Origin of the sequence: Burkholderia singularis, from assembly GCF_001718875.1 — a bacterium.
GTDB classification, from domain to species: Bacteria; Pseudomonadota; Gammaproteobacteria; order Burkholderiales; family Burkholderiaceae; genus Burkholderia; species Burkholderia singularis.
The window spans coordinates 2,248,851-2,275,384 of sequence record NZ_CP013448.1 but is presented as its reverse complement, the minus strand read 5'-3'; the positions used below and the strand labels follow the sequence as shown (position 1 = coordinate 2,275,384).

Sequence of the window (26,534 nt, the reverse complement as noted above, 5' to 3'; positions counted from 1 at the left end):
TTCCACAATGAGTACCGCAATATCCGCCTTTCGTCAGATCGGTGAAAATCGTTTCCGCGAAACGTCCGGTCTTTACTACGAAGACTTCGAACCCGGCAACATTTATGAGCACCGGCCCGGCCGCACGATTACCGACGTCGACAACATCTGGACGACGCTGCTTACGATGAACACGCAGCAGGTGCACTTCGACGCCGTATTCGCGGCACAGACCGAGTGGAAGAAGCTGCTGGTGGACAGCACTTTCACACTCGCGCTGTTGACTGGCATGAGCGTGCGCACCGTCAGCGCGAAAGTAGTCGCGAATCTCGGCTGGGACAAGGTGCGCGCAACGCATCCGGTGTTCGCTGGCGATACGCTGTACGCGGAATCGACCGTTCTCTCGAAGCGTGAATCCAAAAGCCGTCCGACCCAGGGCATCGTCACGGTCGAGACGAAAGGTGTCAACCAAGACGGCAAGATCGTGATGACGTTCGAGCGCGTGTTGCTGATCTACCGACGAGGCCATTCGCCTGAAGCCCGGGCCAATTACTGAACTACGAAAGCGTTGTCATAGGCAACAAAGCCCCGCGTCCAGACCTTTCACGGACTCCACCGATACGGTCGCATTGCCGCAAAGCGACGCTGATTGATGCGGTGGTCATTTCGCCCATCAACAGAAGGTCATTTCGTGAAAGCAATCACCTTCGATACGTTTGGCAAAGCAGACGTGTTGCGCTTAACTGAAGTCGAGGATCCGGTGATCCGTCCTGCAGACCTGCTGGTTCGCGTGTACGCAGCAGGTGTGAACCGGGCAGATCTGTTGCTGCGTCTCGGAAAATATGGCAGACCTTTTTTCGGAGACTCGCCCGTTATGGGACTGGAAATTTCCGGAGAGGTGATAGAAACGGGCAGAGATACCGTGGGTTACCGTGCTGGCGACAGAGTAATGGGCATCGTCGGTGGCGGGGCCTACGCTGAACTCGCGCGTATCGACTATCGGATGGCCATGCCTATACCCTACGGACTTGACTACGCACATGCTGCCGCCATTCCAGAGGTATTTGTCACGGCACACGAAGCGCTCTTTCATCTGGGCAGGCTGCAATATGGCGATCGGGCCTTGATTCACGCTGCGTCCAGTGGAATTGGCTGCGCGGCAGTGCAACTCGCGAAGGCAAAAGGTGCAACAGTGTACGCTACTGCAAAAATAGAAAAACACGTGGCGTTGCATAAGCTTGGTGCGGATATTCTGATTGATCCCAGAACAGAGGACTATGAGGACGTGCTCGCGTCGACGACGGCAGGCCAAGGCGTCGATGTTATTCTCGATCTGATCGGAGCCGGCTACCTGGAGCGTAACGTTCGCTCACTCGCTTACGGGGGGAGACTGGTTCAGGTCGGATTGCTGGGAGGCGCCGTCAGCACGGGATTTCCGTTAGATCGACTCCTTTATCGGCATCTTCAGATATTCGGTACTGTCATGAAGTCACGCGACCCCGAGGCCAAGCACGCGATGGTTAGACGCTTCCGCGAAAACTGGGAAGAGCACTTTGTGCGTCGAACACTTTTGCCAGTCATAGATAGCCGGTTCCCGCTTGCTTGTGCAACTCAGGCGCACCAGCGAATGGAGCACGGGCGAGGACTGGGTAAAGTCATTCTCATAGTGCGGCCGTGAGTTGACAGCGCTGGCGATTGCTGTTGGCTTTTGAAGTTTGAACCTCAATATCGGCTTGCGGCCGAAACCATTCGGCTGCTCGGCACAAACAGTAGTGTGCCGACCAGCCGCACTACCAGAGCGGTGAAGATCACCAGCGTGATTTTTTCAAGATCGATATGGAAAGACTTCGCGATTTCATTCGATAGAAAAATGAGAAGGATGAAGTCGACAGCGTCCAACGTCCAACTGAGAAAACTTTGACAATTCAGTACGTGAGCGGACCGACCCGAGTTGGAGCGTGATCGGATGATTTCTAGATCGAATTGACGGATCGCCGTAGGTCATGCAGCCGAGGCACAGCCTGGACACTTTCGGGCCGGACGTTCCCAGTCTCACATCTTTTTGTCAAAGCCAGATACAAATGTCGGGGCTCTGGCTAGATAGAAATGTCCGGTTTGAGCGTGGTGTTGGTCCTGTTTCTTTTTATGTTTCTGGGTTGGGGCGGCGCAGCCGCCCCCCGTCCCCCGTTTCTTTCACGCTGATTCCGAGAATGGCCTGGTTCAGGTCGGCAACCTCGATTGCACGCTGTTTTTTCAGCCCAAGCAGTGCTTTCTTCGCCCGGACTGCTTCGCCAATATGCGTTCGTGACGGCGAGCCCGCCGCGCGTCGATCGTCACGTATCTCCTGTATCGAGCGGGCCACGGCAAGCGCATGCGAGAGGCGCTTGTTGTCGATCTCGGCGCCCTGGTCGATCCTGGCAATGCGGTCGTATTCCGTGTACGGCAACACGATGCCGTCAGCCTGAATCTCGATCCTTCCGTCGGGATACTCGACGACCTCCACGTACTGGTGGATCAGGCTGCGGTTGGCTACCGTGTCCTGCAGCAGATACATCACCCGGTCATACTGCACCGTCAGCGCATTCGTGACCTTGCGCGGCACGCGATAGGCCAGAATCTGCCGCAGGTCCTCGTCATCACGGAGCGGCCGATGAGCGTTGTGATCGCTCGCGGCCGCCCTGGCAAAACGCCGGTTAAAGTCCGCGACGAAGGAGGGCGCATACGCATTGGCGGCCTCCCATGTGCTGATGCCGCGCAACCGCAGCTCCTTCACCAACCGGTCCTGCAGCGTCTGGTTTGCGCGCTCCACGCGCCCCTTGGCTTGGCTCGAATTCGCGCAGAATGTCTCGATATTGAGTTCGTACAGGGCACGCCCGAACTGCGTGACGCCTTTGCCCGCTGTCGCCGAGCGGTCCTTCACGTAAAACACGCTGGCCTTGTCGCTGTAGAACGCCACCGGCTTGCCGTGCGCGCCCAGATACTTCGAGAGTGCTTCGAAATAGGGGTATGAACAAGGTAAGCGCAAAATCCTATCATAAGACTTTTGGTAATAAAGAACCGGGGAATTATTACCGTTTGCCGTAGTAACCTCTGATTTTTCTTGCGCTAACCTGAGCGGCCCTCTGCGATCCGGACGATTCGCAATGGCTACCCTCGAACGCACCGCGTACCCATGCTTCCCCGAGGTTTTGTCACCACGGGAGTTGCAAGCCTGTTACACCCCGCTACCCGACGAGCTGGAATGGGCCCGCCGGTCGACGCGCGGCGAGCGACCTCGATTGGGCCTGCTGGTGCTGCTGAAGGTGTTCCAGCAGTTGCATTACTTCCCGGTGCTCGGCGTTATCCCCGACGCCATCGTCGACCATGTGCGTGCCGCCGCCGACATCAGCGACGCCACCCGATTCGGCTACGACACCACGATGTCACCCACGCTGTTCCGGCATTACTCGGCGGTTCGCGCCTACCTTGACGTGAAGCCGTATTACGGCACCGATGCGAACGCGATCGCGACACGCGCCGCACACACGGCGTCGCTGACGATGGACCAGCCTGTCGACATCATCAACGCGACAATCGACGAGCTGATTGCGCGCAATATCGAGTTGCCGGCGTTCTCGACGCTCGACCGGCTAACCGAACAGATCCATGCTCGCGCGCAGTCCCGGCTGTTCAAGCGGGTCCCGCGACGCCTGACCGACGAACAGAAACTTGCACTCGACCGACTTCTCGCGCGCGATTTGTCGAGCCGGCAAACCGCCTATAACCGAATCAAGCGTCACGCGAAACGCCCATCCCGGCAGCATCTGGATCAGTTGATCGACCAGATCGCCTGGCTCGACGAGCTCGGCGATTTCTCGCTTGCGCTCGCCGGGATTCCGGCCTCGAAGTTGCGCTCGCTGGCACAACAAGCGATGGCGCTCGATGCCTCCGCACTCAGAAATGACATGCTGCCCGAGAAGCGCTACACGCTGATCGTTGCGCTGCTCAACCGCATGCGCGTACGGGGCCGCGATGACCTCGCCGACATGTTCGTGCGGCGCATGGCGGCCATCCACAAGCGGGCGAGCGGCGAGCTGGAGGTGATTCAGCGCAAGCAGCGCGATCAGGTCGAGGATCTGGTCGGGTTGCTCGACGGCGTGGCCGACATCCTTGCCGAGGAGTCCGACGAGACCGCCATCGCCAAGGCAGTCCGAAAACTGCTCGCGCCCAAAGGCGATCTGGAGCCGTTGCGTGAGAGTTGCGCGGCGATCCGGGCGTTCAGTGGCCGCAATTATCTGCCGCTGCTATGGAAGCACTTTAAGGCGCACCGCTCGGTCATGATGCGTGTCGCCCGCTCCCTCGAGTGGGATTCGACCAGCCCGGTCCGCACGCTGTTGGAAGCCCTCGATGTGGTGCTGGAAAACGAAACGCTGCATCGGGAGTGGATCGACGCCGACGTCGATCTGAGCTTCGCGGCGCCGAGGTGGCGGAAACTCGCGCGGCGCTCCCATGGCGAAGGACCGCCGACCAACCGTCGCTATCTTGAGCTCTGCGTGCTTTCGTACATGGCGGAAGAACTGCGAATCGGCGATCTCTGCGTGTCTGGCTCCGATGCCTACGCCGATTATCGCGACCACCTGCTGCCGTGGCGGCAATGTGAGGAGCAGCTACCGGACTATTGCGACAAGCTCGGCATGCCAACGACCGGCAGCGACTTCGTGCGCCATCTCTGTCAATGGCTGACGGACGCCGCCCGCATGCTTGACGAGGAATTGCCGCGCAAGCGTGAGCATGTCGTGATTGACCGTAACGGCGAACCGATTTTGCGCAAAACGGTCCCGAAGGAGATTCCGGCCAGCGCGATCGCGCTGCAAGAGCGGCTGAACGCTCGGCTGCCGACGCGCAACATGCTGGACATCCTCGCGAACATCGAGCACTGGACGCATTTCACGCGACACTTCGGCCCATTGTCCGGAAGCGATTCTCAGATTCGCAAGGCCGCCGACGCCGAGCGCTACCTGCTGACGATTTTCGCGATGGGCTGCAATCTGGGGCCGACCCAGGCGGCCCGCCATCTCGACTCGGATGTGACCGCGCATATGCTGTCGTTCGTCAACCGTCGGCATGTGAGTCTCGACAAGCTCGAGACCGCGCAGCGCGAGCTGATCGAGCTGTACCTGCGGCTCGACTTGCCGAAGCACTGGGGCGATGGCAAAACAGTCGCGGCCGATGGGATGGTACGCAGTACGATTTCTACGACAACAACCTGCTGGCCGGTTACCACTTCCGGTACAAAAAGATGGGCGCGATCGCATACCGGCACGTTGCCGATAACTATATCGCGGTGTTCCAGCACTTCATCCCGCCGGGCGTCTGGGAAGCGATCTACGTGATCGAGGGACTGCTGAAAGCGGGGCTGTCGGTTAAGGCCGATACGGTCCATGCCGACACGCAGGGTCAGTCGGCCGCCGTCTTCGCTTTCACGTATCTGCTCGGCATCAACCTGATGCCACGGATTCGCAACTGGAAGGATCTCGTTCTGTACCGGCCAGACAGCAAGTCCAGGTACAAGCACATCGACAAGCTATTTACGGCGACCATCGATTGGACGCTGATCGAGCAGCACTGGCAGGAACTGATGCAGGTCGCGCTGTCGATCCAGGCGGGCACCATTTCGTCACCGCTGCTGCTGCGCCGACTCGGGTCCGAAAGCCGCAAGAACCGGCTGTACCTCGCGGCCCGCGAGCTCGGCAACGTGGTGCGCACTGTGTATCTGCTCAAGTGGATCGGCAGCATTGAACTGCGGCAGGATGTCACGGCGAATACCAACAAGATCGAGTCGTACAATGGCTTCTCGAAATGGCTGGGCTTCGGCGGCGACGTGATCGCCGAGAACGAACCGGAGGAGCAGCAGAAGCGGCTTCGCTACAATGTCCTGGTCGCGTCGGCAGTGATCCTGCAGAACACGGTGGACATGATGCAGGCGCTGCGCGAGATGGTCGCGAATGGCGAAAAAGTACGCACCGAAGATATTGCTTTCCTGAGTCCATACCCGACCCACAACATCCGGCGCTTTGGCCACTATAAACTGCATCTGGACCGTCGTCCGGAAGCCTGGATCAGAGATCCGTTATTCGGTCATGCGCCCCGTCACTATCCATCTCGCCCATGACCGCACGCCCGGCTACGACCACGACCTATTTCGGCGACGTTGACACTGCGGCGCTAACGCGGCTCGAATCGAGTTACGACACGACGCGGCTGCTAGCGGCTGTGGATATTGTCGATCGCATCCGAATCCAACTGCACGATCCCGAGGGACTGCGCGACGATTTGCTGGCCATCCACACAATGGCGCATTCGGTCTTGAACGGCGCGCCGTCGGTTCCGTCACGGCGAGAAGGCACCTTCCCCGAGCAGGTACTGGATGCGCTCGACCTGATCGACGAATTCGTATCGGAATTGATGCGCGTGAGGACGATTCTCGAGCCACTGGAGGCGTTATATCCAGACGACGACTTTGGCGAAGACTGAATGGCTGGAGGCAAACCACACGATGTGAGGCAGAATGCTGTTTGAAAATCAACCCTCTGTCACCTCGGGTACACGATTTTCGACAGGATGAAACCGATCACCCGAGAACAAGTTATCGTGGCCAAGCGTGCCGCGATGAACATGTCGTTCTGGGCCCGCATGCGCTCTGGACGACGACAATGGGTTCGATCGGCTGTTGAGGATGCAGCACATCGACGAGCTCGACAACAACGAATGGGGCGGCGTCTTTCTGTGCGAGCACCTTCGCGCGCTTGGCTTCGATCTCGACAGACTGAAGGACATTGTTTTTCGGGATGCCGTTCGATTCCTCTGCAACCTGTGCGGCGTCACGCTCGATATCGCCGTCACGCTGCTGCAGCGAACCCAATCCACCGAGGTGCCGGACTGCATTTATACGGTCGAGCGGTATTGGGATGTCCACTTCTCGTTCGAGATCACTCCACAAACCGAATCGCGCTAAGCGGAGCGGCGATCGCGTCGTTCATTGAGCGGCTGGCGCGCGAGTGGCACGTCAATCGGACAAGTCTGAAATTCGAAATTTGTAGTTTTTCATCAACGGCTTAGCAATTGTTGATAGTCATCCTCCAAGACTACTGTGAGCTCGCGTCCAATAACCAACGAATGGACTCGGGCCACGTCGACAAGAATGAACAAGAATGCGCACCGCCTGGTGTATTCCAGGTTCCGGGGTATGGTGGTCGCCGTTGCGGAAACGGCGACGGCCAAGGGGGGTGATTGTCCTTTTCGTGCAGGGAATGCCGGGTAGCTCTGAAAAGGGCTAAAAGTTCAAGGACTTGCGATCGGACAGGCCGCGCGAAATGCCAATCGAGGCAAAGCCTTGCTGCAGGCGGGTCGGCACCCTGAAACCGCCACATTTCGGATGAAAAGTACGCATGCCCCTTGGAGCATGCCTGCCGACCTCAACCTCTGAGGGGCGTCGTTAAAAGACCGCATACGATTGTTTTTGGAAGGGAGTGCACCTGGTGAACCAGCCTAACGTGCGGACATGTTATTTTCCGCAAGACCGGACAGTTCTATTTGTCCGCGACAGTAGTCCGAGTCGAGATTGCTAACAATGGGTATCCCCGATTACACTGTCGATCACAAACGCGCGGTTCGCGATGACACCCATATCATGGGTACTCCAGCCAGGTGCAGATGTCCGCCCAGCCAGCCTTCTGTTGCTCTGTACTTGGAGACTCTCAGTGAACATGTACCCGTCCTGCGCTGCAGTGGTGGCTTTTTATCTCGCTGTTCAGCAAGCGCGGATCGCGTTGACGTTGTCTTGCTCATCGACAAATCGGAACCATGCCGAAACTCGGTATGAGCGAGATGCACTTGCTTACCGTATGCTGCGTCGAGCAAGTCGTCTCGAATGTAAGTCACCGATTTCGCAGCCTAAGTCCTGTTCGACGAACTGGCGTACCGTTATCCGCAGTCTTGGGCCTATCTTGAAATTTTCTAAACAGGCGGGTCCTCCACACAACGACAAGTTCCCCGCGTCCCTAGGATTCCCGTAGCCAAGGCGTGATGCAGAAATCACATCTTCTGGGCGTAGACTCACAATTACGCGTAGTTTCGCCTCGGATGGAGTTTAATGCACTGCCAAACTCGATTTCTGTGGCCTCTGTTATGAATATATCAAGATTCCAGTCTGCTGTATTTACGGGTCGACTAGCGTTGGCTATGTTGGTTCTTGGTCTGATCGCTGTCATGGGCGCCACGCTATGCATTGGTGCCTATCGACTCCCTTTTGAGCGGGTCCTAGCGGCGATGTTCGCAAGCGAGGCATCATTGCTCCATGACCCGGAGCTACGACAATTGCGGTACGTGCTGGTCGAAATCCGTGCTCCACGGGTCGTCATGGCGATTCTGGCGGGAGCCGGGTTGGGCTTGTCGGGAAGTGCCATGCAGGCTCTTTTTCGAAATCCTCTTGCTGATCCTGGGTTGCTTGGCATATCGAGCGGCGCTGCATTCGGCGCCTCAGCGCTAATCGTGCTGGGATCTGTCTTCCTTCCCCATCCGGTAATATTTGGCTACCTTCCGGTGGCTGCATTCGCCGGTGCGTTCGTCGCTTCATTGCTGATGTATGGTTTCGCGGCACTAAGCGGCCATCTTGCCGTACCTCTGCTGCTGCTCGCAGGTATTGCAGTCAACGCTCTCGCTCTCGGCGGTATCGGTCTTCTCATATACGTTTCTGATAGCGAGCAGTTGCGGACACTCACATTCTGGAACCTCGGTAGCATAGCGGGTGCAAATTGGACAGTTATCGCAGCAGTCGCCCCGATCATCGTGCTCGGTGGTGGATTGCTTCTAGGTAACCGACGGGCACTTAACGCGCTGCAGTTGGGAGAGACTGAAGCTCTTCATCTCGGTGTCCCAGTGTTGCGCGTCAAACGAAGCGTGCTTTGCGGCGTCGCATTATGTGTTGGTACACTAGTCGCATGCACGGAATCGCTTTCGTAGGTCTCGTCGCTCCACATTGTATGCGGTTGCTTGTTGGGCATGGCCAACGTTTCGTTATGCCGGGAGCTGCGCTGTTCGGCGCGATCCTGATGCTATTCGCGGACCTCGGCGCGCGTACCTTGCACGCCCCCGCTGAAATTCCTCTCGGCATTCTGACAGCCCTGTTTGGCGCGCCGTTCTTTCTCGCCTTATTGTTAAAAAAGAAGGCTGTATGAGGGATGTGATCGAATTCTGCAAATGGCGGGCGGCCACCCACTGGTTGGACGAGGAATTGTATGGACTGCTCGGTATCCGTTGTACGGCAAATGTTTCGGAGCGCGCTGGCCGGAAATTCTCTGCAACCTTACAAGGCGAGTGCCGATGACGGAGCGGCGTTGCATTTATACTGTATCGCGACGCACTGACCACGCCACGCGGTTGGTCTGCTTTCCGCATGCAGGTGCGGGGGCATCGATCTACTACGCGTGGGATCCAATGGTGCCTCCTGACGTGGGTGTTTATGCGGTTCAACTTGCGGGACGCGAGCAGCGCAGCGACGAGCCGCCGTGCATCGATTGGGTGCCGCTCGTTGAGGAAATTTGCGATGTGCTTGATTGCTGGCAAGACAAACCGTTCGCGTTCTATGGGCACAGCCTCGGCGGTTTAATCGCATACGAGGTGGCGATTGCGCTGCGACGCCGCGGCGTCGCAGGGCCGCGAATGCTCTTCGTTGGCGCCTCGTACGCGCCGTCGGCAGTGCGCAAGGCGGACACACAGTTTGAAGATGAGCAGAGCTTACTGCGAACGGTGCGACGCTTTGGCGGCGTCGACGACAGCTTTGCTGCGGAGTCCGAATTCATGAGGTACTTCCTGCCGGTGATAGCAGCTGACCTCACGTTGTTCAATCGGTATGCCTACGACGCGGAACAAGATAGGCTCGATTGTCCCGTCATGGCGCTATTCGGCGCACACGACGCCGATCACGATCGCGCGAGCATGGCTCAATGGGGCCACCATACCCGTAGTAGCTTTCGCGCGCAGGCAGTTCGCGGTGGACATTTTTTTCATCGGGAATCCGCTCGCGAGACCATCGGATATATCGTCCCCGACCTTGGCAGACGTTTGCAGTTATGAACCCCGGAGATAGATGAAGCTGATTATTTTACTGCCCGCTCACAAGTCGGATCCCGGAAATGAGCCAGTATCTTTCATCCTGTCATTCAGACGTTCGATAATGCCTCGGCTTTCGTGTTGTGCGTCATATATCCAACGAAAACGTCCGTCTTCCTCGATTTCCAAAGTGGCGACTCGACCGATACCACAAGGAGGGGCGGGCGTATGATTTGTCGAATCGATGTTGCTTCGGACCAGGGAAATTCCAATGTCCCATGGATGCTGGGTCCGCAGCGCGTGAATCGATTTTAATTCTGGGTATCGAGACACAATATCTCGTGGATACGTGCGATGTTGCTTTATAAGCCTCAATTCCCGCGTGACCGATTGGTGGTAGCAACGAAAATCACTTCTCCGTTCAGCATGAAATTCCAACGGGACGATCTGCGCTAGTCCGGCCAAGCGCCCGGACAAAGTCGCCGCCTCGTCAACTTTCCATCCAACCTGAACGCGCGATTGATTGAATTCAAACTGGATACAACCCAGGATTGTACCCAGTGTGACAACAGCAGGGTCTTCACAGCCCATTGCAGGACGTGGGGAGAACCAGTCGGTCGTCTCACGCGCGCCTTGTCTGCTGTGATCGTGCGATGAGGGAAAGATCAGCCGACCGGCGCCGGACCGGGCGAGGCGCTCGCGCCAGAATGCCTCGCCCGGAGCCAAGGTCTCAAGCGTGCTTCTCGCCAACTCAGTCTCTTCTTGCGTGAGAACGGGGAGCGACGAACCTCGGTTCAATGCCAACGCATCAGCGAGTTCGTTTGCGGCGAGCGGAACGCCTTCGAGACTAGAGAATCCCCGCACGAGCACGTCGGTACTACCAGTGGCAACTTGCCAGGCATCAGGGGCGATGCCGATTAGTGTGCCAGGCGGCTTGCCGGAGCATTGCCTCAGAGGATGAACCTGCCGGATCGCGAACGCGGTATCGGCGACCCATAGCTTCGGCGAAGTCAGGGGGTTGGGGTAATGTTCGCCGAAATCGAGCGCGCGTGCCAATGCTGACAGAGCATGCGCTGGCATGGACCAGCGAAGGTGCGCGCCGGATTCCGGTCGACGCCACTTTGCGTAGAAGCTTCGCTGCGCCATATCCTGCGGTTCAAGTGCGAGCGGATTCGAATCGAGACGGGACAGCAACTCGGCAAAACCATCGCGGGCCGCCTGGTAACACTTCAGGTTCAGCGACAACGCGGTGTCCTGGGCCTCGATCGGCACTTTGCGGCGAATGGCAATATGTCCCGCGTCCACCGGGAAGGAAAGACAATGCCAGCAGATTGCGTGCTCCGTTTCGCCAGACAGCAACGCCCACGACGTCGCATGACTGCCGGCATATTTCGGCAGGGGACCGTCGTGGTAATTGAATGCGCCGCGGCTGATGTTGTCGACAAGTGTCGACGGAAGCATGAGCGGATTCGAGACGGAAAACAGCCAGTGAACCGGATGGTCCCTGACCCATTCGGACAGTGACGCGATGGAGCCCAGCCGAAAGACGTGTTCGCGCTCACCCCATGCATGCAGCGCGGCATCCGTCGGCAGCAGCGCGGCAACGACGCGGCCCGATGCGAGCAGCTGTTCGCAGCAGGACACGGCCAGCGTGCCGCTGCCGACCACGACGCAGTGTTGCTGGCCTGGATCGACGGTGCGCAGCGGGTCAGTGTGTGGTGAGTGAGCTAGGGGCATGGTGACCGTATCAAGCGAAGAGTTGCCGCGTGACGATGCTGAACCAGTCCTCGGAAAATGCGGCTTCTCTCGACAGATCCTCGTCCGATGCATCGATCGATGTCGTGCCGCCGGACAACTGCGTAATGCGATTGCCCGCCTTTTCATACGCGTAGTGATGGGCGATCGAAATGCCATAGCCTGGTTCCAGCAGGCTGAAGCAGGCGTTCATGAAGCGCGGGGTGGGCGGCGGCGCCGACGCGGCCGCCGCGGCGATCGCGAACGCGCAGGCTTTGGCCTGCGAGGTCGCGGAGAACGCCGATTTCGGCATGCTCGCGGCGTCGCATGCATCGCCAACCACATAGACGCCGGCTACGCGCGTCGATTCCATCGTGGCCTTGTCGACGGGGCACCAGCCGCTTTCGTCGGCCAGGCCCGAGCGCTCGGGCATCGCGCCCGCGTATTGCGGCGGAATGAGGTTGCACACGTCGGCGCGGATCGATTCGCCGTTTTCGAGCGTGACGCGCCGGCTGGCGACGTCGACGCTGACCACCCGTCCTCCCTTGCCGCCGCTGATGCGCTCGATGAGGCTCTGCGGCGCGCCGAATCCGTAAAGCCGTTCCCAGCCCCGTTGAAAGAGCGGCTGCTTGGAGAAGTTCTCGTTGCCGTCGGCAATGATGATCTTGGCGTTCGGCTTGTGATGACGCAGATAGTGCGCAACGAGGCTCGCGCGCTCGAACGGCCCCGGCGGGCACTTGTATGGGGCCTTGGGCGGCGCGATGAGCACCACGCCGCCGTCACGCATCGCGACGAGCTGCGCGCGCAGCGCGTCGTACTGCGCCTTGCCCGCCCACGCATGCGGAACGTCCAGCGCGCGCGCGGCGGACAGCCCGTCGATGCGGTCGTAGCGGAACTGCACGCCGGTCGACACGACGATCCAGTCGAACGCATGACGGCTGCCGCGCTCAGTGACGATCACGCCGGTTTCGACGGACGCGACCGCTTCGGCGATCCACTCAGTCCGTTTTTTCCACGCGTCGTAGCCAAACAGGAGGTCGCTGTCCGGCCGGATGCCCGCGAGCGCTTCATTGGATTTGAAGCACGCGTGATAGCGCCGGTCGGGTTCAAACACGACGAGATGCGCGCGCGGCATCAGCATGTTCAGATAACGGGCGGCCGTCAGGCCGCCGACGCCCGCACCGACGATGCCGATCCGGATGCCGCCGCCGGTTGGCAGGCCGGCGGCCGAGACGAGATCGGCCGCCGTCGCGCTTAACAGGGCGGCGAGAAAAGTGCGGCGGGTGCGGTCGAAAGGGCGCGTGAACATATTAGATTAACGAGAGAAGGAGATCGGATTTCGCATCGATATCGGCTGACGGGTAGGTGTCCAGCAGATGATCGGCCAGTTCGCAGATGGTGGGCGCGGTGAAGAGCGCCGACGCCGAGACCGGAACGCCAAACAGATCGCGCAGTTGCGCGACGATCCGGATGGCGGACAGGGAATAGCCGCCGAGCATCATGAAGTTGTCGTGCATGCCGATCGACTCCACCGTCAGGACCTTCATCCATAGGTGCTGGAGCACGCGTTCCAGCGGGCGCGACGGGGCGGCCTGGCGGGCGGCGGGCGCGGCGTGCGCACGGGGCGGGACGGGTAGCGCGCGCCGGTCGAGTTTGCCGTTGCGCGTGCGCGGCGGCGTGTCGATCCAGGTATAGCTGGCCGGCAGCGCGTAGGGCGGCACGTGCGTCGACAGCCAGTCGCGCAACTGCGCGGCGTCCGGCTGCGCGCGAGGCGCGCGCGCCACGAGGTAAGCGGCCAGCCGGTCTTGCAACTCGGGATCCAGCACCACGATTGCGTGAGCGATGTCGGGGTGGGCGGCGAGCCGCGCTTCCACCTCGTCGAGTTCGAGCCGATGCCCGGCGAGCTTGACCTGCCGGTCGACGCGACCGAGAAACACCAGCGCGCCGGTCTCATCGACGCGCGCGCGATCGCCCGTGCGGTACATGCGGGCGCCTGGCGTCGCGGCGTGCGGATCGGGCAGGAACGATGCAGCCGTCGCGCCCGCCGCGCCCGCGTAACCGAGCGCGACGCCGGCGCCCCCGATGTAGAGCGTGCCGACGCTGCCTGACGGCACCGCGTCGAGCCGCTCGTCGAGCAGGTAACAGCGGGTCTGCGCAATCGGCGCGCCGATTGCGTGCGACGCGCGGCCCAGCCGCGCGGCGGTCGACCAGATCGTGGTCTCGGAGGGGCCATACACTTGCCAGGCGGCTTCTGTCGCCTCGGACAGCCAGTCGCCGAGTTCGTGCGGCAATGCTTCGCCGCCGACGAGGGCCGTTACGCGCGGCGGACAGGACCAGCCGCGCAGGCGCAGCACCGACCAGACGGACGGCGTGGTCTGGATGATCGTGTGGCCCGCTGCGTGCCCGGTCGTGTCGTAGGCGGCGGGCGTCAGCGCCTCGTCGCGGTTCAGGACGTGCAGCACGGCGCCGCTCGCGAGCGGCAGCGCGACTTCGAGCAGGCTGATGTCGAACGTCAGGGCCGAAGTCAGCATCACGCGATCGCCGGGACCGACGCGCAGCATGTCGCGAAAGTGAGCGATGGCGTTGACGTAGGCGGCGTGGTGGACATCGACGCATTTAGGGATGCCGGTCGTTCCAGACGTATAGATCCGGTACGCGGGCAGGAGGGGCGCGATGTGGGGCGGCTCGAAGGTCTGCTCGCCGGCGCCCTCTGTTTCGAGCGCGTGCAGGTCGAGGTGGGGGACGGCGGATGCGGGCGCATCGTCGCCGTTGGGGCAGAGGACGAGCGCCACGTTCGCGAGGACATGCGCGAGGCGGGCGTGAGGCTCATCAGGGTCCACCGCGACGAAGCAGGCGCCGCTCATCAGCACGCCCAGCAGCGCGACGGGCAATGCCGCCGAATACTCGATCCGAATCCCGACCACGGAGCCGGCGCCCATGCCGCGCCGGGCGAGTGCTGCCGCGATGGAGCGCGCGCGTGCGTCGAGTTCGCGATAGGTCAGGACGCTGTGTGCGTCGCGAACGGCGGGCGCGTCGCCGTGCGACCGAACTTGCGCGGCGAATAGCGCGGGCAGGTTTGGCGCGCTGGCACTGCTGGCGTCGTCGTTCAACAGGATCGAGCGCGACACGTCCGGCATCGCGTCGATCGTCGGCAGCGGCGCGTCGATGCCGCGCGCGAGCCCATCGAGCGCCGCGTCGTAGCAGCATGCGATCTGTTCGATGCGGGCGGCCGTGAAGTGCCGCGTGTCGAACGCGAGGCTGTAGGTCATCTCGCCGGTGGACGGCGCAACGTTGAAGCTGGCCGTCAGCGGAAAACTGGTGATCTCGTGCGAGGACTTGCCATACTGCACGAGATCGTCGGTCGCTGCGATGCCGTTGTGGAAGTTCGTGAAGTAAAACAGTGAATCCGACAGGCGGGCCTCGCCGGCGAGGCGACAGATTTCCGCATACGGCAGCCGGCGATGGCCGAACGCCGCGCGCCGGTCATGACCCACCCGATTCACGAGCGCTCGCCATGTGTCGTCGTCGACGCGTGCCCGCACGGGCAGCGTGTTGATGTACAGGCCGACGGCCCGCTCGCCCGTGTCTTCGTCGAGACGGCAATCCGTTACGCTGCATGACAGGAGCTCGCGCTCCCCGGTCAGCAGACGCAGCGCGACGAGATGGGCGCTCAGCAGCAGGACGGCGAGAGGCTCGCGCGATTGCCGCGCGGCGTCGTGCAGGCGCTGACAGACCGGCGCGGATACGGTCCCGGTGCGGTGGTGATGCGCTGGCGCGCCGGGTTCGGCGCAGGCGGGCGGGTCCCCGCTTGCCGGCGACAGGCGGGTCGGCGCCGCGTCCTCCAGATAGTCACGCCAAAACGCGCGCGTCACTGGCGATTCGACGGCGGCGCGCTCGGCGGCGACGAAGTCGCGATAACGGCTGACGGGCGGCGCGAGGCGGGCCTCCCGGCCGCCGAGCAGGGCCTGGTAGTCGGCGAACAGTTCCGTGTGAATCTGCTGGTCGCTCCAGCCGTCCATGATGCCGTGATGGAAGCTGGTGGTGAACTGGAGCATGCGCGGACCCAGCCGGTGCGCCTTGAAGCGCAGCAGCGGCAACACCCGGACGTCGAAGCCGCGCGCCCGTTCGCCGGCGATCCACTGGTCGATGGTCCGCTGCTGGTCGGCGGGCGGCAGCGCGGTCAGGTCCTCGTAGTCGAGCGCGTCCGGTCCGCGCGTCCAGATACGCTGCACCGCCTGGCCGTCGGCGGCCAGATCGAAAGTCGTGCGCAACGCGGGATGACGCGCGACGGCGCGCCGCGCCGCTTCGCGCAGGCAGGCTTCGTCGACGTGCAGGCCGAGCCGGTAACTGAAGATGTCGTGATAACGCCCGTCGTGCCCATGGGCCTGATTCTGGAAAATCATGCCGAGTTGCAGGTAGGACGCCGGACAGGTCTCTTCCACGTCGGCATCCGGGGGGCGGGCGTCCGGCATCGTCGGCGCCGCGTCGTCCGGAACGGGGCCGGCGGCCGTGGCCGCGGCCGCGAGATCGCGCAGCACCGGATGCTGAAAAAGGTGTTCCGCGGTCAGCAGGAGGCCTTGCTTGCGCGCTTCGACGGCGACAGTGATTGCCCGGATCGAATCTCCGCCTTCGACGAAGAAATGGCTGGACGGCGTGATCTCCGCCGCGCCGAGCGTGGCGCGCCAGATGGCGCCGAGCAACGTTTCCGCGCGCGTGGCGAGCGAAGGCGGGGCGGGGTCCGCGGCGGACAGGCTGGCGGCGAGTGCCCGTTCGTCGATCTTGCCTTGCGGCGTGCAGGGCAGCGTGTCGACCGGCACGATGCGATTCGGCATCGTATGCGCCGGCAACTGCGACGCGAGCCACGCACGCAGCGCATGCACGTCGACCCCGTCGCCGACGACGGCGCAAACGATCAGCGGTTCCGACGCGGGCGCGGGCCGCTGTGCGAATGTGTGGCAGCCGGATACGCCCGGATGGCGCAGCACGTGCGCCGTGATTGCTCCAGGTTCGATGCGCACGCCGTTCCGTTTGATCATGTCGTCCACGCGCCCGACGAAGACAAGGTGTTCGTCAGGCGTGCGCCGGACCAGGTCGCCGGTGCGATAGACCCGTTCCCCGGGGCTGCCGGGGGCGGGATTCGGCAGGAACCGCTGCGCGGTTTGCGCTGGATTGCCGACATAGCCGAGGGCCAGTTGATCGCCGCTGAGATACAGCTCGCCGGCTTCTCCAGCCGCAGCGGGCTGCAATTCGGCGTCGAGCACCAGGAGCGCGCTACGCGGCGTGGCCGCGCCGATCGAGACAGGTCCCGGCGAGATGCCCTCGGCCGGCTCGCTCTGCACGCAGCAGCCGACGGTGGCTTCGGTGGGACCATATTCGTTGTGGATGATCGTGCGTGCACGCCGCAGCGAGGGCGGCAACATTGCGCCCGCGAGTGCCGCGCCGCCCACCACCACGTGATCCGGCCACGGCACGGAGCGCGGATTCAGCCTTTCGAGCGCCGCGAATCCTTGCAGGTGCGCGGGCGTGAGCTTGATGAACGACAGCGGTGGCTCGCCGAGCAGCAGCTCGTACAACATGGCGGGCGTGACGGGATCGGGCGCGAAGCGTACCGTTTCGCCCGCCAGCAGCGGCAGCCACAGGCAGGTTTGCGTGAAATCGAAGGTGAGCTCGGAATGCACGATCGTGCCGCCGTGGCGCTCGCTTGCGTAGCGCGTCCGTGCCCAGCCGAGATAGGTCGACAACGCGTGATGGCTGACCGTGACGGCTTTGGGCGTGCCCGTCGAGCCCGACGTAAACAGGATGTACGCGGGCTCATTGGCGGCGGGGCGATGGTCCGGGGCGGTCGCTTCGACGCACGCGCGCCCGGCCGTCGGCGTGATCACGGGCGGCAGGCCCGCGGTGTGATCGGCAGGCGTCGTGGTCGAGACGAGCCAGCGCGCGCCGGCCTGCGCGCACCCTTGCGCGGTGCGTTCGGCGGATGCATCGGCCGGCAGCGGCAACACGACCGCGCCCGTGCGCCATATCGCCAGCCACCAGACGACCCATTCCACCCCTCGGCGCGTTTGCAGCGCGACGGTATCGCGATGCGAGACGCCGCGCGCGGCAAGCGTGCGGGCCGCGTCGCGCACGGCGACGTCGAGCGCGGCATAGGACATCGACTGCGTCGCATCGCGCAGCGCGATGTGCTCGGGACGATGCCGCGCCCAGTGGCGCACGGTATCCGCGACGCACGGCATGTCGTGCGCCTGGTCCAAGGCGGCGTCGTTGCCGCGCGGGTCGACGGCGCCGGGCCGCATGCCGCCGATGGGCGCGGCGGGGTCGAACACGCCGCGCACTTGCGAGATCATCGTTTCGAACCGCGCATCGGGCAGATCGCGCGCACTCAAACGCAGCACGCCGGGTGCAATCATGGACAGCCGCAGAACAGCCGACGAAGGCGGCGGCCACAACGTCGCATCAAGCACGCGGAGGCCGGCGAAGAAGGCGGGCAGCGCGCACGATGGCTCGAACATGAACGCCGGACCGGTGACAGGCCCGGGTGCTGTGCAGTCGAAATGATTGGCCTGAGCGAGATCGGCGCCGGTCTGCCGGGCGATCGCGCGGAGGATCGAATCGACGTCCGACGACCAATCGACTTCGAATGGCAGCGCGAGCGGCCGCGCGATGGGTCCGATCAGATCAGCGTGGTCAGCGAACCGGTCGCCCGGCGCGAGATAGCCCGCGACGACCGTGCGGCTGCGCGTCCATTTCGCCAGGAACAGCACCCAGCGCGCGAAGCACTCGGTTTCCGTCAATCCGGCGTCGCACGCGAGCGTCGCGCTGTGCTCGGCCTCGCTCGCCGGGGCGGGTGGTGAGGCGTCATGCTTTGCCGCGCGTGTCGAAGCGAGACGCTGGTTCCAATAGCGGCGTCCCGCCGGGTCGAGCAGCAGCGTGTGGTAGCCCTCGCTCAGATCGGGATATTCGATGACGGGGCGCGCGTCAGGCAACTGTGCATCCCGATATGCATCGGCCAGGCGCTCGAGGATCGTCGCGACCGACCAGCGATCCGCGCACGAACCATCGATGCTCACGTCGATGACGCAACCCGCCGCGTCATCGCGCAGCGCGACGCCGAACGGCACGTCGTCGGACGGCAGGCGCGCCGGCAGCGTCGTCGCCGGCTCATGCGCGCCGACCATCTGTATCGCGCCTGCGCCGTTAGGAAGCGTGCGGACGACCGTGCGAAGAATTTCGTACCGCCGCGCCACGGCGTTGGCGGCATCGAGGAGGCGATGCGAATCCAGTCTGCCGTCCAGCCTCAGGGTGACGACGTAGGCGCGCCGGGTGCCGTCGCCCGGCCATTGCGCCTGTTGCTGTGGAGAAAGGCGGTATCCCGGCGACGCGTTTCGCAAGTCGATCTTCATGATGTCATTCGATTGTTTTTCCCATGATCAGCCGGATGTCGCGCGGGCCTTCATACGCGCAACGGCCGTGGGCCATCAGCAGGTTGTCGATGATCAACACATCGTCCTGTTCCAGCCGCAGCGTGCGTTCGCAATGCCGATGCGCCGAGCGGAGCGCATCGAGCGCGGGCTGATCGATCGGCGAGCCGTCCCCGTAGAACGACTGATGAGGCAGGTAGTCTTCCCCGTACAGCGTGCGCAGACCGTCGCGAATGCCGTCGGGCAGACTGCTTTCGTGAAAGAACAGCGCGTGGTTGAACCAGCACGCGGCGCCGGTGACAGGATGCGTCGCGACCGCGTCCGCGACACGGGCCAGGCTGACGCGTTCGTCCGAACGCCAGGTGATCTGGTAGCCCGCGGCGCGGCCGAGGGCGTCGGCTTCGTGGCGCTGGTCGCACTGAAACACGTACTGCCACGCCATGCCGAGCGGTGGGCCGAGCTCGCGCCGGTACAGCACGCCTTTGCGCAGGAACGTGTCGCGCAGCGCGTCCGGAAGCCGGGCGAGGATGCGGCGGGAATCCGCCAGCAGCGTTTCGCCGCCCGACGACGCGGGCTGCGCGCACCAGAAGAACAGGGTCCCCGGCCAGCGATGCGCATAGGCATTTTCATTGTGCAGGTCGATACGCTGGTGCGCCGGGTATTCCGTCGCCGTATAGAGCGAATCGCCCAGACGGGTGCGCGGCGTCGACCGTTCAATGTACGGGACGAGTTCACCGCACAGGTCGGTCGCGACCCGCGTGAGTTCGGCGGCGGTGACACCGGCGAAACCTTTCAGCAAGACCGCGCCATCGCGTTGAACGCGTTCGACGATGGCGCTTCGCGCTTCCTCGATCACGGTCGCGAGCGGCGTGCCGGGACGCTCCGGTTCGATCCTGGGCACGGGGCAGCCGGCGTCCTCCGCGAGCACGCGCAGCCTCGCGCGCTCGGGCGCCAACGGCTGGCGGCGCGCATTGCGCAACTGCACCAGCAGCGACGGCATGTGCGGAGCGCGCGCGGCTTCGGGAGTCGGGCCGCGTTGTGCGTCGCCGCGGCTGCGCCGCGCCGCCAGCGCGTGTCGCGCGTCGCGCACGTCGCGCATGCGCGGCAGGTGTTCGAGCATGAAGCGATAGTCGTCCCACAGTTGCCGGACGGCATCGGCCGAGTAGCGGCGGCTGTCGAACACGATGCTTCCCGTGAAGCGGTCGCCGTCGCGCGCGATGTTGATGAGCATGCCGAACTTCGCGACGCGCGGCGGCAGCGTGCGCTCGACGATGTGAAAGCCAGGTGCGGCGACCGGCGTGCGCGCATCGTTCAGCACGAACTTGACGTCGAACAGCGCCGCGCCGTCGGGCCCTGCCGGCGATTTGCGCGACAGCGCGACCAGCCGCTCGTACGGATACGCCTGATGGCTGAACGCATCGGCGATCTGGCGCTGACAGTCTTGCAGGACCGTGTCGAGGCCGCCCGCGTCGGGCATGCGCATGGCCAGCAGCAACTGGTTGACCATCATGCCCGGAATGCGCTCGAACTCCGGACGTTCGCGGTTGCGCGCGTCGGTGGCGATCGCGACGGGCGTGTCCGCGCCGGGTTGCTCGAGCACGAGAACGAGGGGCGCGGTTAGCACGGCCAGTTCGCCGATGCAATGCGTGACGACCTGTTCGTCGATGATCCGCGTCGCGGCGGCATGGATTTCGATATGCAGGTGTCCGGCTACCGGCATCGGGCCGGCATCGGCTGGCGCGCGCGCCGGCCCGATGCGCGTGGCGCAGCGGCCGCGGGCGAGCTGGCCGCTCCAGAAGGCTTCCAGTTCCGCGCGGCGGACATCGACGTGCTGGCGCTGCCAGTGCGCGAAATCGACGTACTGCCAGTCGGCCTCGGCCGCGTTCACCGGCTGGCCGTCCACGGCCCGCTGGTAGTGGTGTAGCAATTCTTCCAGCATCAGCCGCAAGGTCGCGCCGTCGCTGACGACGTGATGGACGGCGACGCACAGGCGCGACGCGGAGCCTCCAATCGGCAGCAGCAGCGCGCGCACGACCCGGCCGCCGGCCAGATCGAACGGCTCCTCGACGAAAGCGCTCAGGAGGGCTTCGTGACGGGACGCCGGGGCGTCGACGATACGAAAATCAGGCGGGACATCGTCGCGCCATACCTGCCGGTAGTCGCCTGCCTCGAAGCGGTAGGCGGAGGTGAAGATGCGGTGACGCTGCAACAGCGTCGCATAGGCGCGCCGGAGTGCGGCGACCGACAGCGCACCGTCGAGTTCGAGCACGACATGATCGTGATAGGCGTCGTGACGCGCATGACCCATCGCGTCGAGAATGAGCATCGCACGCTGCGCGAACGAGGTCGGATAGTCGCCGCGTCGTGCGATGCGCGTCAGCGCGCGTGCCGGCGCGCGGGCGTCGCTCGCGAGGATCGCGCGCAGATGACCGGCCAGCGTCGGCGAGCGGTAAAAGTCCTGCAGCGTGAGGTCGACGCCGAAGCGGGCGTTCGCCTGCGCCAGCAGCCGCACTGCGATCAGCGAATTGCCGCCCGCGCGATGAAAATCCGCGCCGGTCTCGAAGCCGGGCAGCGCCGTGCGCCAAATGTCGATCAGTTCGGCGCGGGCCGCGGCTGACCGGGAATCGTCGGCGCACGTCGGCGCGACGGATGACGCTTGTTCGAGGTGTTCGAGGTGCGCGCGATACATCGCATCAAGACGCCGAGTATCGGTCTTCTGGCTGGCGGTGAGCGGAATCGACGGCACGAGAACGATGTCGTGCGGCTGGCTGCCGAGCTCCCAGTAATGGCCGAAGTGGTCGCGCAAATCGGCGGCCAATGCGTCGTCCGCCGGCTCGCGCGGCACGACGAAGGCGACGATCCGCGGCCCGCTGTGCGTCGCCGCGTCCGCACTCGGATGAACGTAAGCATCCGCCACGGCGGAATGCCGCAGCAGCGTGTCGCGCAGGCCCGTCAGTTCGACGCGATGGCCATGAAGCTTGATCTGACTGTCGCGGCGGCCGGTGAATTCGAGCGTCCCGGACGCAGTGACGCGGCCGTAATCGCCCGTCGCGTACAGGCGCGCGCCGGGCCCGCCGAACGGATCCGGGATGAAGGCTGCCGCGCTCAGCGCAGGTTGTCGCCAGTACCCTTGCGAGACGCCCGCGCCGCCGAGATGGATCTGCCCTTCGACGCCCGGCGGCACGGGGCGCAGCGCATCATCCAGCAGATGGACGCGCGTGCCCGCCAGTGGCCGGCCGATGCTGAGCGGCCCGACGCGCCGCGCGGGAATGGCGGCGCAGGTGGCCCATATCGTCGCTTCGGTCGGGCCATACAGGTTCAGCAGGGTCGCGTCGGTCGACTGGCGCAACTGCCGCGCCAGCGCGTCGTCGAGAGCCTCGCCGCCGATCGCCCAGCAGGCGAGTCCGTCCAGTTGCGCGGGCAGACCATCCGCACGCGCGACGAGCAGCCGTGCGGCCGACGGCGTGCATTGAAAATGGGTCGCGGGCGGCGGCGCGACGGGTTCGGCGCGCGGCTGGCAGGCGGTGTCGCGCACCGTTGCGAGCCGCGCCAGGCTGGCGAGGATGGCTGCGCGATCGGGACCGAAATCGATCAGGCAGGCGATTTCGTCTACGCCGAGCCGTTGCAGTTGCCGCAGCCGCCGCGTCGCCGTCCCCGCGCCGCAGATCAGGCTGCGCTCGGCGATGAGCCGCCGGGCGGCGCTGTCGAGCAGCCCGCTTTCCGTGTGCGGCTCGGGCGCCTTATGGCCGTTCGCGAGACTGCGCAGCGCGTTGCGCGCGCTGGCCAGATAGCGGGCGAGAAATGGCTGGGCGACGGCGGACGCCGTGTCGTCATCGGCGTCGAGGTAGGTGTGCAGCATCAGCACGACGCGGCCCGGCGGTCTCGCCTCGCCGTGACAGGTCTGCCAGGTTTGGCGGTAACGTTCGATATTGCGCGATAGCTGCGTCACGTCCTGTTCGAGCAAATGCGTGAGTACGTCGAGTCCCTGTTCCGCCGCGAGTTCGAACTGCTCGGGTCGGTTCGACACCGTCAACGCGAGCGGGACGTCGGCGTGCGACACACGCGGTATTCGGGCGTTGAAATAGCGTCCGTCGGGATCGCGAAACGCGATTGGCTCGCCGTTCCATAGCCGCCTCAGGTCGCGTACTTGCTGCGCCACGGTGTCCGCGCGTTCCGCGATCGGTCGCCCGGCGAGTACGAAATCGGCCGGATTCCAGCCCGGGGCGAGCGAGAGGCCGGCGCGACCGCCCGACAGCCGCGCGACGGCGGCCCAGTCTTCCGCCAGCCGGACAGTATGGTGCAGCGGACCGATGACGCTGCCAGCGCGAATCGCAATGCGCTCGGTGAGCGCGGCGAGATGCGTGCAGGTCAGGGCGGGGTTCGGGAAAAAACCGCCGAACGACGAGAAGTGACGCTCGGGCGTCCAGAGCGCGTGGAAGCCGTGGCGATCGGCCCATTGGGCCGTGTGCTCGAGGATCCGGAGGTGCTCGTCGGGCGCGTACAGGTCCGTGGCCCCGAAGTAGAAGGCGCTCAGCGACGGGATCGGGCCGACATCCTCGCGCGTGCTCGGCGCGCGGGACGCACAGAGCGCCACCAGGGTGTCGACCCGGACCCGGAAGCCCCGGCTCATTGCCCACAGGAGTTCGACGGCGGAAATGTCGAACGACAGGCTCGACACCGCGAGCCAGACATCCGAGCGTGTGCGGGGCACGGTCTGGTCCATCGCCGCGCAGAAGGCGTCCAGGTTGGCGCGCGACACGAGGACGCCTTTGGGGCGGCCCGTCGATCCGGACGTGTAGAGCAGGTAGGCCGGCAGCATCGGCGGCAACGACGCCGCGCGCGCGAGCGCCGCGAGCGCCGCGTGCGCCGGCGGACCCGCGAGCCAGGGCGACACCACCCGCCACGCGCCCGGCAGATCGTGCACGGGCGCGTCGGCGAGCAGCCAGTCGGGCGCCGCATCGTCGAGGATGAGCCGCAGCTTCGCGTTCGGTAGATCCCGCGCGAGCGGCAGGTAGGTGAGACCGAGCGCGAGGCAGGCCCAGATCGTGCACAGCGTGGCCGGGGTGCGTTCGCCGAGTATCGCGACGCGTTCGCCCGGCGTCGCGCCAAGTCGATCGAGAGCGGCGGCGATCGACGCGACGCCGTCGCGCATGCGGGCAAAGGTGAGGATCTGGCCGTCGGCTTCGAGCGCGACCGCGTCCGGCGTGCGCGCCGCGCAGTCCAGCAGCGCGCGGAGCAGCGACGCGTCCGGGTTCGCGACCGGATCGGCGCCGAGCAGCGCGGACGGCGCGACGACGCCGCAGAGCCGCCGCTCGACGCTCGTGCCGGGATCGGCGAGCGCCGCGCACAGTGCGTCAATCGTCGCGCGAAAGCCCTCGATGAGCGACGCGATGCTCGCGTCGCGATAAAGCCCCGTATCGTATTCGATCCACAGATCGAGACTGCCTTCGCTTTCCGCGGCATAGACGCTGAGATCGAATTTTGCGCAACCCGTCTCGAGGTCGAGCGTCGTCAGCACCACGTCGCCGAGCTGCATCGGCGGCAACGGGTTGTTCTGGAAAGCGAACAGAATGGACGGCTCCCGCGATACCGCTTGCGGGATGTGCTCCGCGATGCTGTACAGCGATACGTCGCCGTGCCGCAGCAGATCGCGGACCGTGGCCGCCACGCCGGAGACGAGTTCGGCCGCCCGCTGGTCCGGCGCGAAACGATGCCGAACCACGACCGTGTTGGCGAGGTAGCCGACGAGGTGCTGCCGGGCGCGCGTGTTGCGGTTGGCGAGCAGCGTCGCGATCGCGACGTCATTGCTGCCGCAACGTCGGGACAGGTACAGTAGGAACGCGCTCAGCAACAACTGATAGCGCGTTACGCACAGCTTGCGCGCCGGCGCGTCGAGCGCCGTCGGCACGTCGTCGAAACGGCGGCGCAGCGTGCGGCCCCGCCGGGAGACCGGCGCGTGTGCCGCCGGCGTGGCGTCGGCCGGAATCCGCGTCCATCTCAGGTCAGCAAGCTGCCGTTGCCAGTAGCTCAGCGACGCGCGATGGGCGGGTGTCCCGATCGCGCCGAGCGTCTGGGAGACATAGTCGTCGATCGTCTCGCACGCGGGGCGGGGCGCCGTGTCCCGGGGCGGCGCGTCGTTCGATATATAGGCGCGATATCGCGTCGCGATGTCATTGACCAGGATGCCTAATGACCAGCCATCCGTGATCATGTGGTGAAAGCAGAGCAACAGAACGGCTTGTCCGGGCGCGATCGACAGCAGACTCGCGCGCAGCAGCGGCCCGGCTTCCAGATCGAACGCGCGCCGGACTTCTTCGTGCGCCAACTGCCGGAGCGCTGCGTCGCACGCATCCGCATCGATTCCGCTCAGATCGTAGCGCCGCAACGGCAGCGCGCAGCGCGCGTCGATCCGGCACACCGGCTCGCCGTTCACGCGCGGAAAGCGCATGCGCAGGCTGTCGTGCGCATCGACGGCTTGCTGCAGGCACACGCGCAGCGCGGCCTCGTCCAGCGGACCCGCGAGTCGCAGCGCGCTGAGGTGGTGGTAGGCGGCACTGCCGGGATGACGTTGTTCGAGCGCCCACAGCCGCCGTTGTCCCAGCGTCATGGGAAGCGTTCTGGAGCACGTCGGGCCCGGGGCGTCCGCCAGCAGGCAGGGCGTAGTCATGAATGGCGTTCGGGCCTGTGAAATCGCGGATGATCGGAAGCAACGGCAGAAACGGGAAGGCGGACGGCGTCAGTCGAACTGCATGACCTGGAATACGTTGCCTTCCGGATCGACGCCGTCGTACATCTGATAAGCGAAGCCGTCGTAACGCTTCATCGGCTGCACGACGACGCCGTCCGCCGCCAGTTGATCGTGATGCTCGGCAATGCCCGTTGCGATCAAGAACACGAATTTCGTGTTGGTGCGCCGTCGAGCGGGCGCCGCGGGCTTCTTCTGATAGGCCTCGCCGGCCAGGTGCAGAGCCAGTTCGATTTCTCCCGCCTTGAATACCACCCATTCGCCGTCTATTTCCTCGACGACCGGCAGATCGAAATACTTTTGATAGAACGACTTAAGCGGCGCCACGTCGTGGACGTAAAGAATCACACGAGTCATGGGAAGGGTCATTGGAGCTCCTGCTTCATCAGATAAGAGGGTGGGCAGCCGTATGTCAGGCAGACGTAATGTCGCGATAGAGTAGTCGATCCAATTTGTAATTGCTATTGGTAGTGAGAATGATTTGTGTTTCTTGAGACATCTATGTCATACTCCTCCGCGACTTACATGTCGTAAGCAACCACGTAAAACCGGGGCGGCGGCATGGG

Annotated in this window: 12 protein-coding genes and 3 pseudogenes; 8 read left to right on the top strand and 7 right to left on the bottom strand. The window is 64.0% G+C overall.

Annotation, left to right across the window (positions count from 1 at the left end):
- Window positions 1–7 precede the first annotated feature (7 nt).
- Together ripB and AQ611_RS10145 are read left to right on the top strand one after the other, a co-directional pair.
- Entirely contained in the window at window positions 8–535 is a 528-nt protein-coding gene (ripB, locus tag AQ611_RS10150; RefSeq protein ID WP_069234427.1) for a (R)-specific enoyl-CoA hydratase RipB/Ich, read from the top strand.
- Between the two features lie 135 nt (window positions 536–670).
- Window positions 671–1,657, top strand: coding sequence for an NAD(P)H-quinone oxidoreductase (locus AQ611_RS10145; protein ID WP_069234426.1), 987 nt, complete (start codon window positions 671–673; stop codon window positions 1,655–1,657).
- Window positions 1,658–1,701: 44 nt separating this feature from the next.
- On the opposite strand, the gene AQ611_RS26105 is transcribed toward AQ611_RS10145, so the two are convergent.
- Window positions 1,702–1,878: a hypothetical protein gene (locus AQ611_RS26105; protein WP_197517114.1), complete on the bottom strand. Its 177-nt coding sequence runs from the start codon at window positions 1,876–1,878 to the stop codon at window positions 1,702–1,704.
- 197 nt (window positions 1,879–2,075) lie between these two features.
- A pseudogene (locus AQ611_RS10140) lies at window positions 2,076–2,989 on the bottom strand (ISNCY family transposase); the annotation flags it as partial.
- Between the two features lie 133 nt (window positions 2,990–3,122).
- Here AQ611_RS10140 and AQ611_RS10135 point away from each other — a divergent pair.
- The 6 genes and pseudogenes from AQ611_RS10135 (at window position 3,123) to AQ611_RS10115 (ending at window position 10,092) form a co-directional block, all read left to right on the top strand.
- Window positions 3,123–6,130: pseudogene (locus AQ611_RS10135) on the top strand (Tn3 family transposase).
- The gene (gene tnpC, locus AQ611_RS10130) at window positions 6,127–6,492 is read left to right on the top strand and encodes a Tn3 family transposase post-transcriptional regulator TnpC (protein ID WP_069234425.1); all 366 of its coding nucleotides are present in this window, start codon (window positions 6,127–6,129) and stop codon (window positions 6,490–6,492) included. Before AQ611_RS10135 ends, tnpC begins: the two are co-directional and overlap by 4 nt.
- A 202-nt stretch (window positions 6,493–6,694) precedes the next feature.
- On the top strand, window positions 6,695–6,973 hold the full coding sequence (locus tag AQ611_RS10125) for a hypothetical protein (RefSeq protein WP_069234424.1): 279 nt from the start codon (window positions 6,695–6,697) through the stop codon (window positions 6,971–6,973).
- A gap of 186 nt (window positions 6,974–7,159) precedes the next feature.
- Complete coding sequence (locus tag AQ611_RS24655) at window positions 7,160–7,279, top strand: ESPR-type extended signal peptide-containing protein (protein ID WP_083237287.1); 120 nt, start codon at window positions 7,160–7,162, stop codon at window positions 7,277–7,279.
- A gap of 866 nt (window positions 7,280–8,145) precedes the next feature.
- Window positions 8,146–9,194 (top strand): annotated as a pseudogene (locus tag AQ611_RS10120) (FecCD family ABC transporter permease).
- Between the two features lie 259 nt (window positions 9,195–9,453).
- Entirely contained in the window at window positions 9,454–10,092 is a 639-nt protein-coding gene (locus AQ611_RS10115) for a thioesterase II family protein (protein WP_069234423.1), read from the top strand.
- A 39-nt stretch (window positions 10,093–10,131) separates the two neighbouring features.
- Here AQ611_RS10115 and AQ611_RS24650 read toward each other — a convergent pair whose 3' ends face one another.
- The 5 genes from AQ611_RS24650 to AQ611_RS10095 form a co-directional block, all read right to left on the bottom strand.
- Window positions 10,132–11,805, bottom strand: a complete 1,674-nt coding sequence (locus AQ611_RS24650) for a formyltransferase family protein (RefSeq protein WP_083237285.1) — start codon at window positions 11,803–11,805, stop codon at window positions 10,132–10,134.
- 10 nt (window positions 11,806–11,815) lie between these two features.
- On the bottom strand, window positions 11,816–13,111 hold the full coding sequence (locus tag AQ611_RS10110; RefSeq protein WP_069234422.1) for an NAD(P)/FAD-dependent oxidoreductase: 1,296 nt from the start codon (window positions 13,109–13,111) through the stop codon (window positions 11,816–11,818).
- Window position 13,112: 1 nt separating this feature from the next.
- Window positions 13,113–19,205, bottom strand: a complete 6,093-nt coding sequence (locus AQ611_RS10105; RefSeq protein WP_069234421.1) for a non-ribosomal peptide synthetase — start codon at window positions 19,203–19,205, stop codon at window positions 13,113–13,115.
- 4 nt (window positions 19,206–19,209) lie between these two features.
- Window positions 19,210–25,830 carry a MupA/Atu3671 family FMN-dependent luciferase-like monooxygenase gene (locus AQ611_RS10100; protein WP_231935809.1) on the bottom strand — a complete coding sequence of 2,207 codons (6,621 nt, stop codon included), beginning with the start codon at window positions 25,828–25,830 and terminating at the stop codon, window positions 19,210–19,212.
- Window positions 25,831–25,959: 129 nt separating this feature from the next.
- Window positions 25,960–26,337, bottom strand: coding sequence for a VOC family protein (locus AQ611_RS10095; protein WP_069234419.1), 378 nt, complete (start codon window positions 26,335–26,337; stop codon window positions 25,960–25,962).
- Between the last annotated feature and the right edge of the window lie 197 nt (window positions 26,338–26,534).

Excerpts from the sequence above, each read along its gene's own strand:
- AQ611_RS24650 (WP_083237285.1), bottom strand. The coding sequence starts at position 11,805 with ATGCCCCTAGCTCACTCACCACACACTGACCCGCTGCGCACCGTCGAT.
- AQ611_RS10110 (WP_069234422.1), bottom strand. The coding sequence starts at position 13,111 with ATGTTCACGCGCCCTTTCGACCGCACCCGCCGCACTTTTCTCGCCGCC.
- AQ611_RS10105 (WP_069234421.1), bottom strand. The coding sequence starts at position 19,205 with ATGAAGATCGACTTGCGAAACGCGTCGCCGGGATACCGCCTTTCTCCA.
- tnpC (WP_069234425.1), top strand. The coding sequence starts at position 6,127 with ATGACCGCACGCCCGGCTACGACCACGACCTATTTCGGCGACGTTGAC.
- AQ611_RS24655 (WP_083237287.1), top strand. The coding sequence starts at position 7,160 with ATGAACAAGAATGCGCACCGCCTGGTGTATTCCAGGTTCCGGGGTATG.
- AQ611_RS10125 (WP_069234424.1), top strand. The coding sequence starts at position 6,695 with ATGCAGCACATCGACGAGCTCGACAACAACGAATGGGGCGGCGTCTTT.
- ripB (WP_069234427.1), top strand. The coding sequence starts at position 8 with ATGAGTACCGCAATATCCGCCTTTCGTCAGATCGGTGAAAATCGTTTC.
- AQ611_RS10095 (WP_069234419.1), bottom strand. The coding sequence starts at position 26,337 with ATGACCCTTCCCATGACTCGTGTGATTCTTTACGTCCACGACGTGGCG.
- AQ611_RS10100 (WP_231935809.1), bottom strand. The coding sequence starts at position 25,830 with ATGACGCTGGGACAACGGCGGCTGTGGGCGCTCGAACAACGTCATCCC.
- AQ611_RS10115 (WP_069234423.1), top strand. The coding sequence starts at position 9,454 with ATGGTGCCTCCTGACGTGGGTGTTTATGCGGTTCAACTTGCGGGACGC.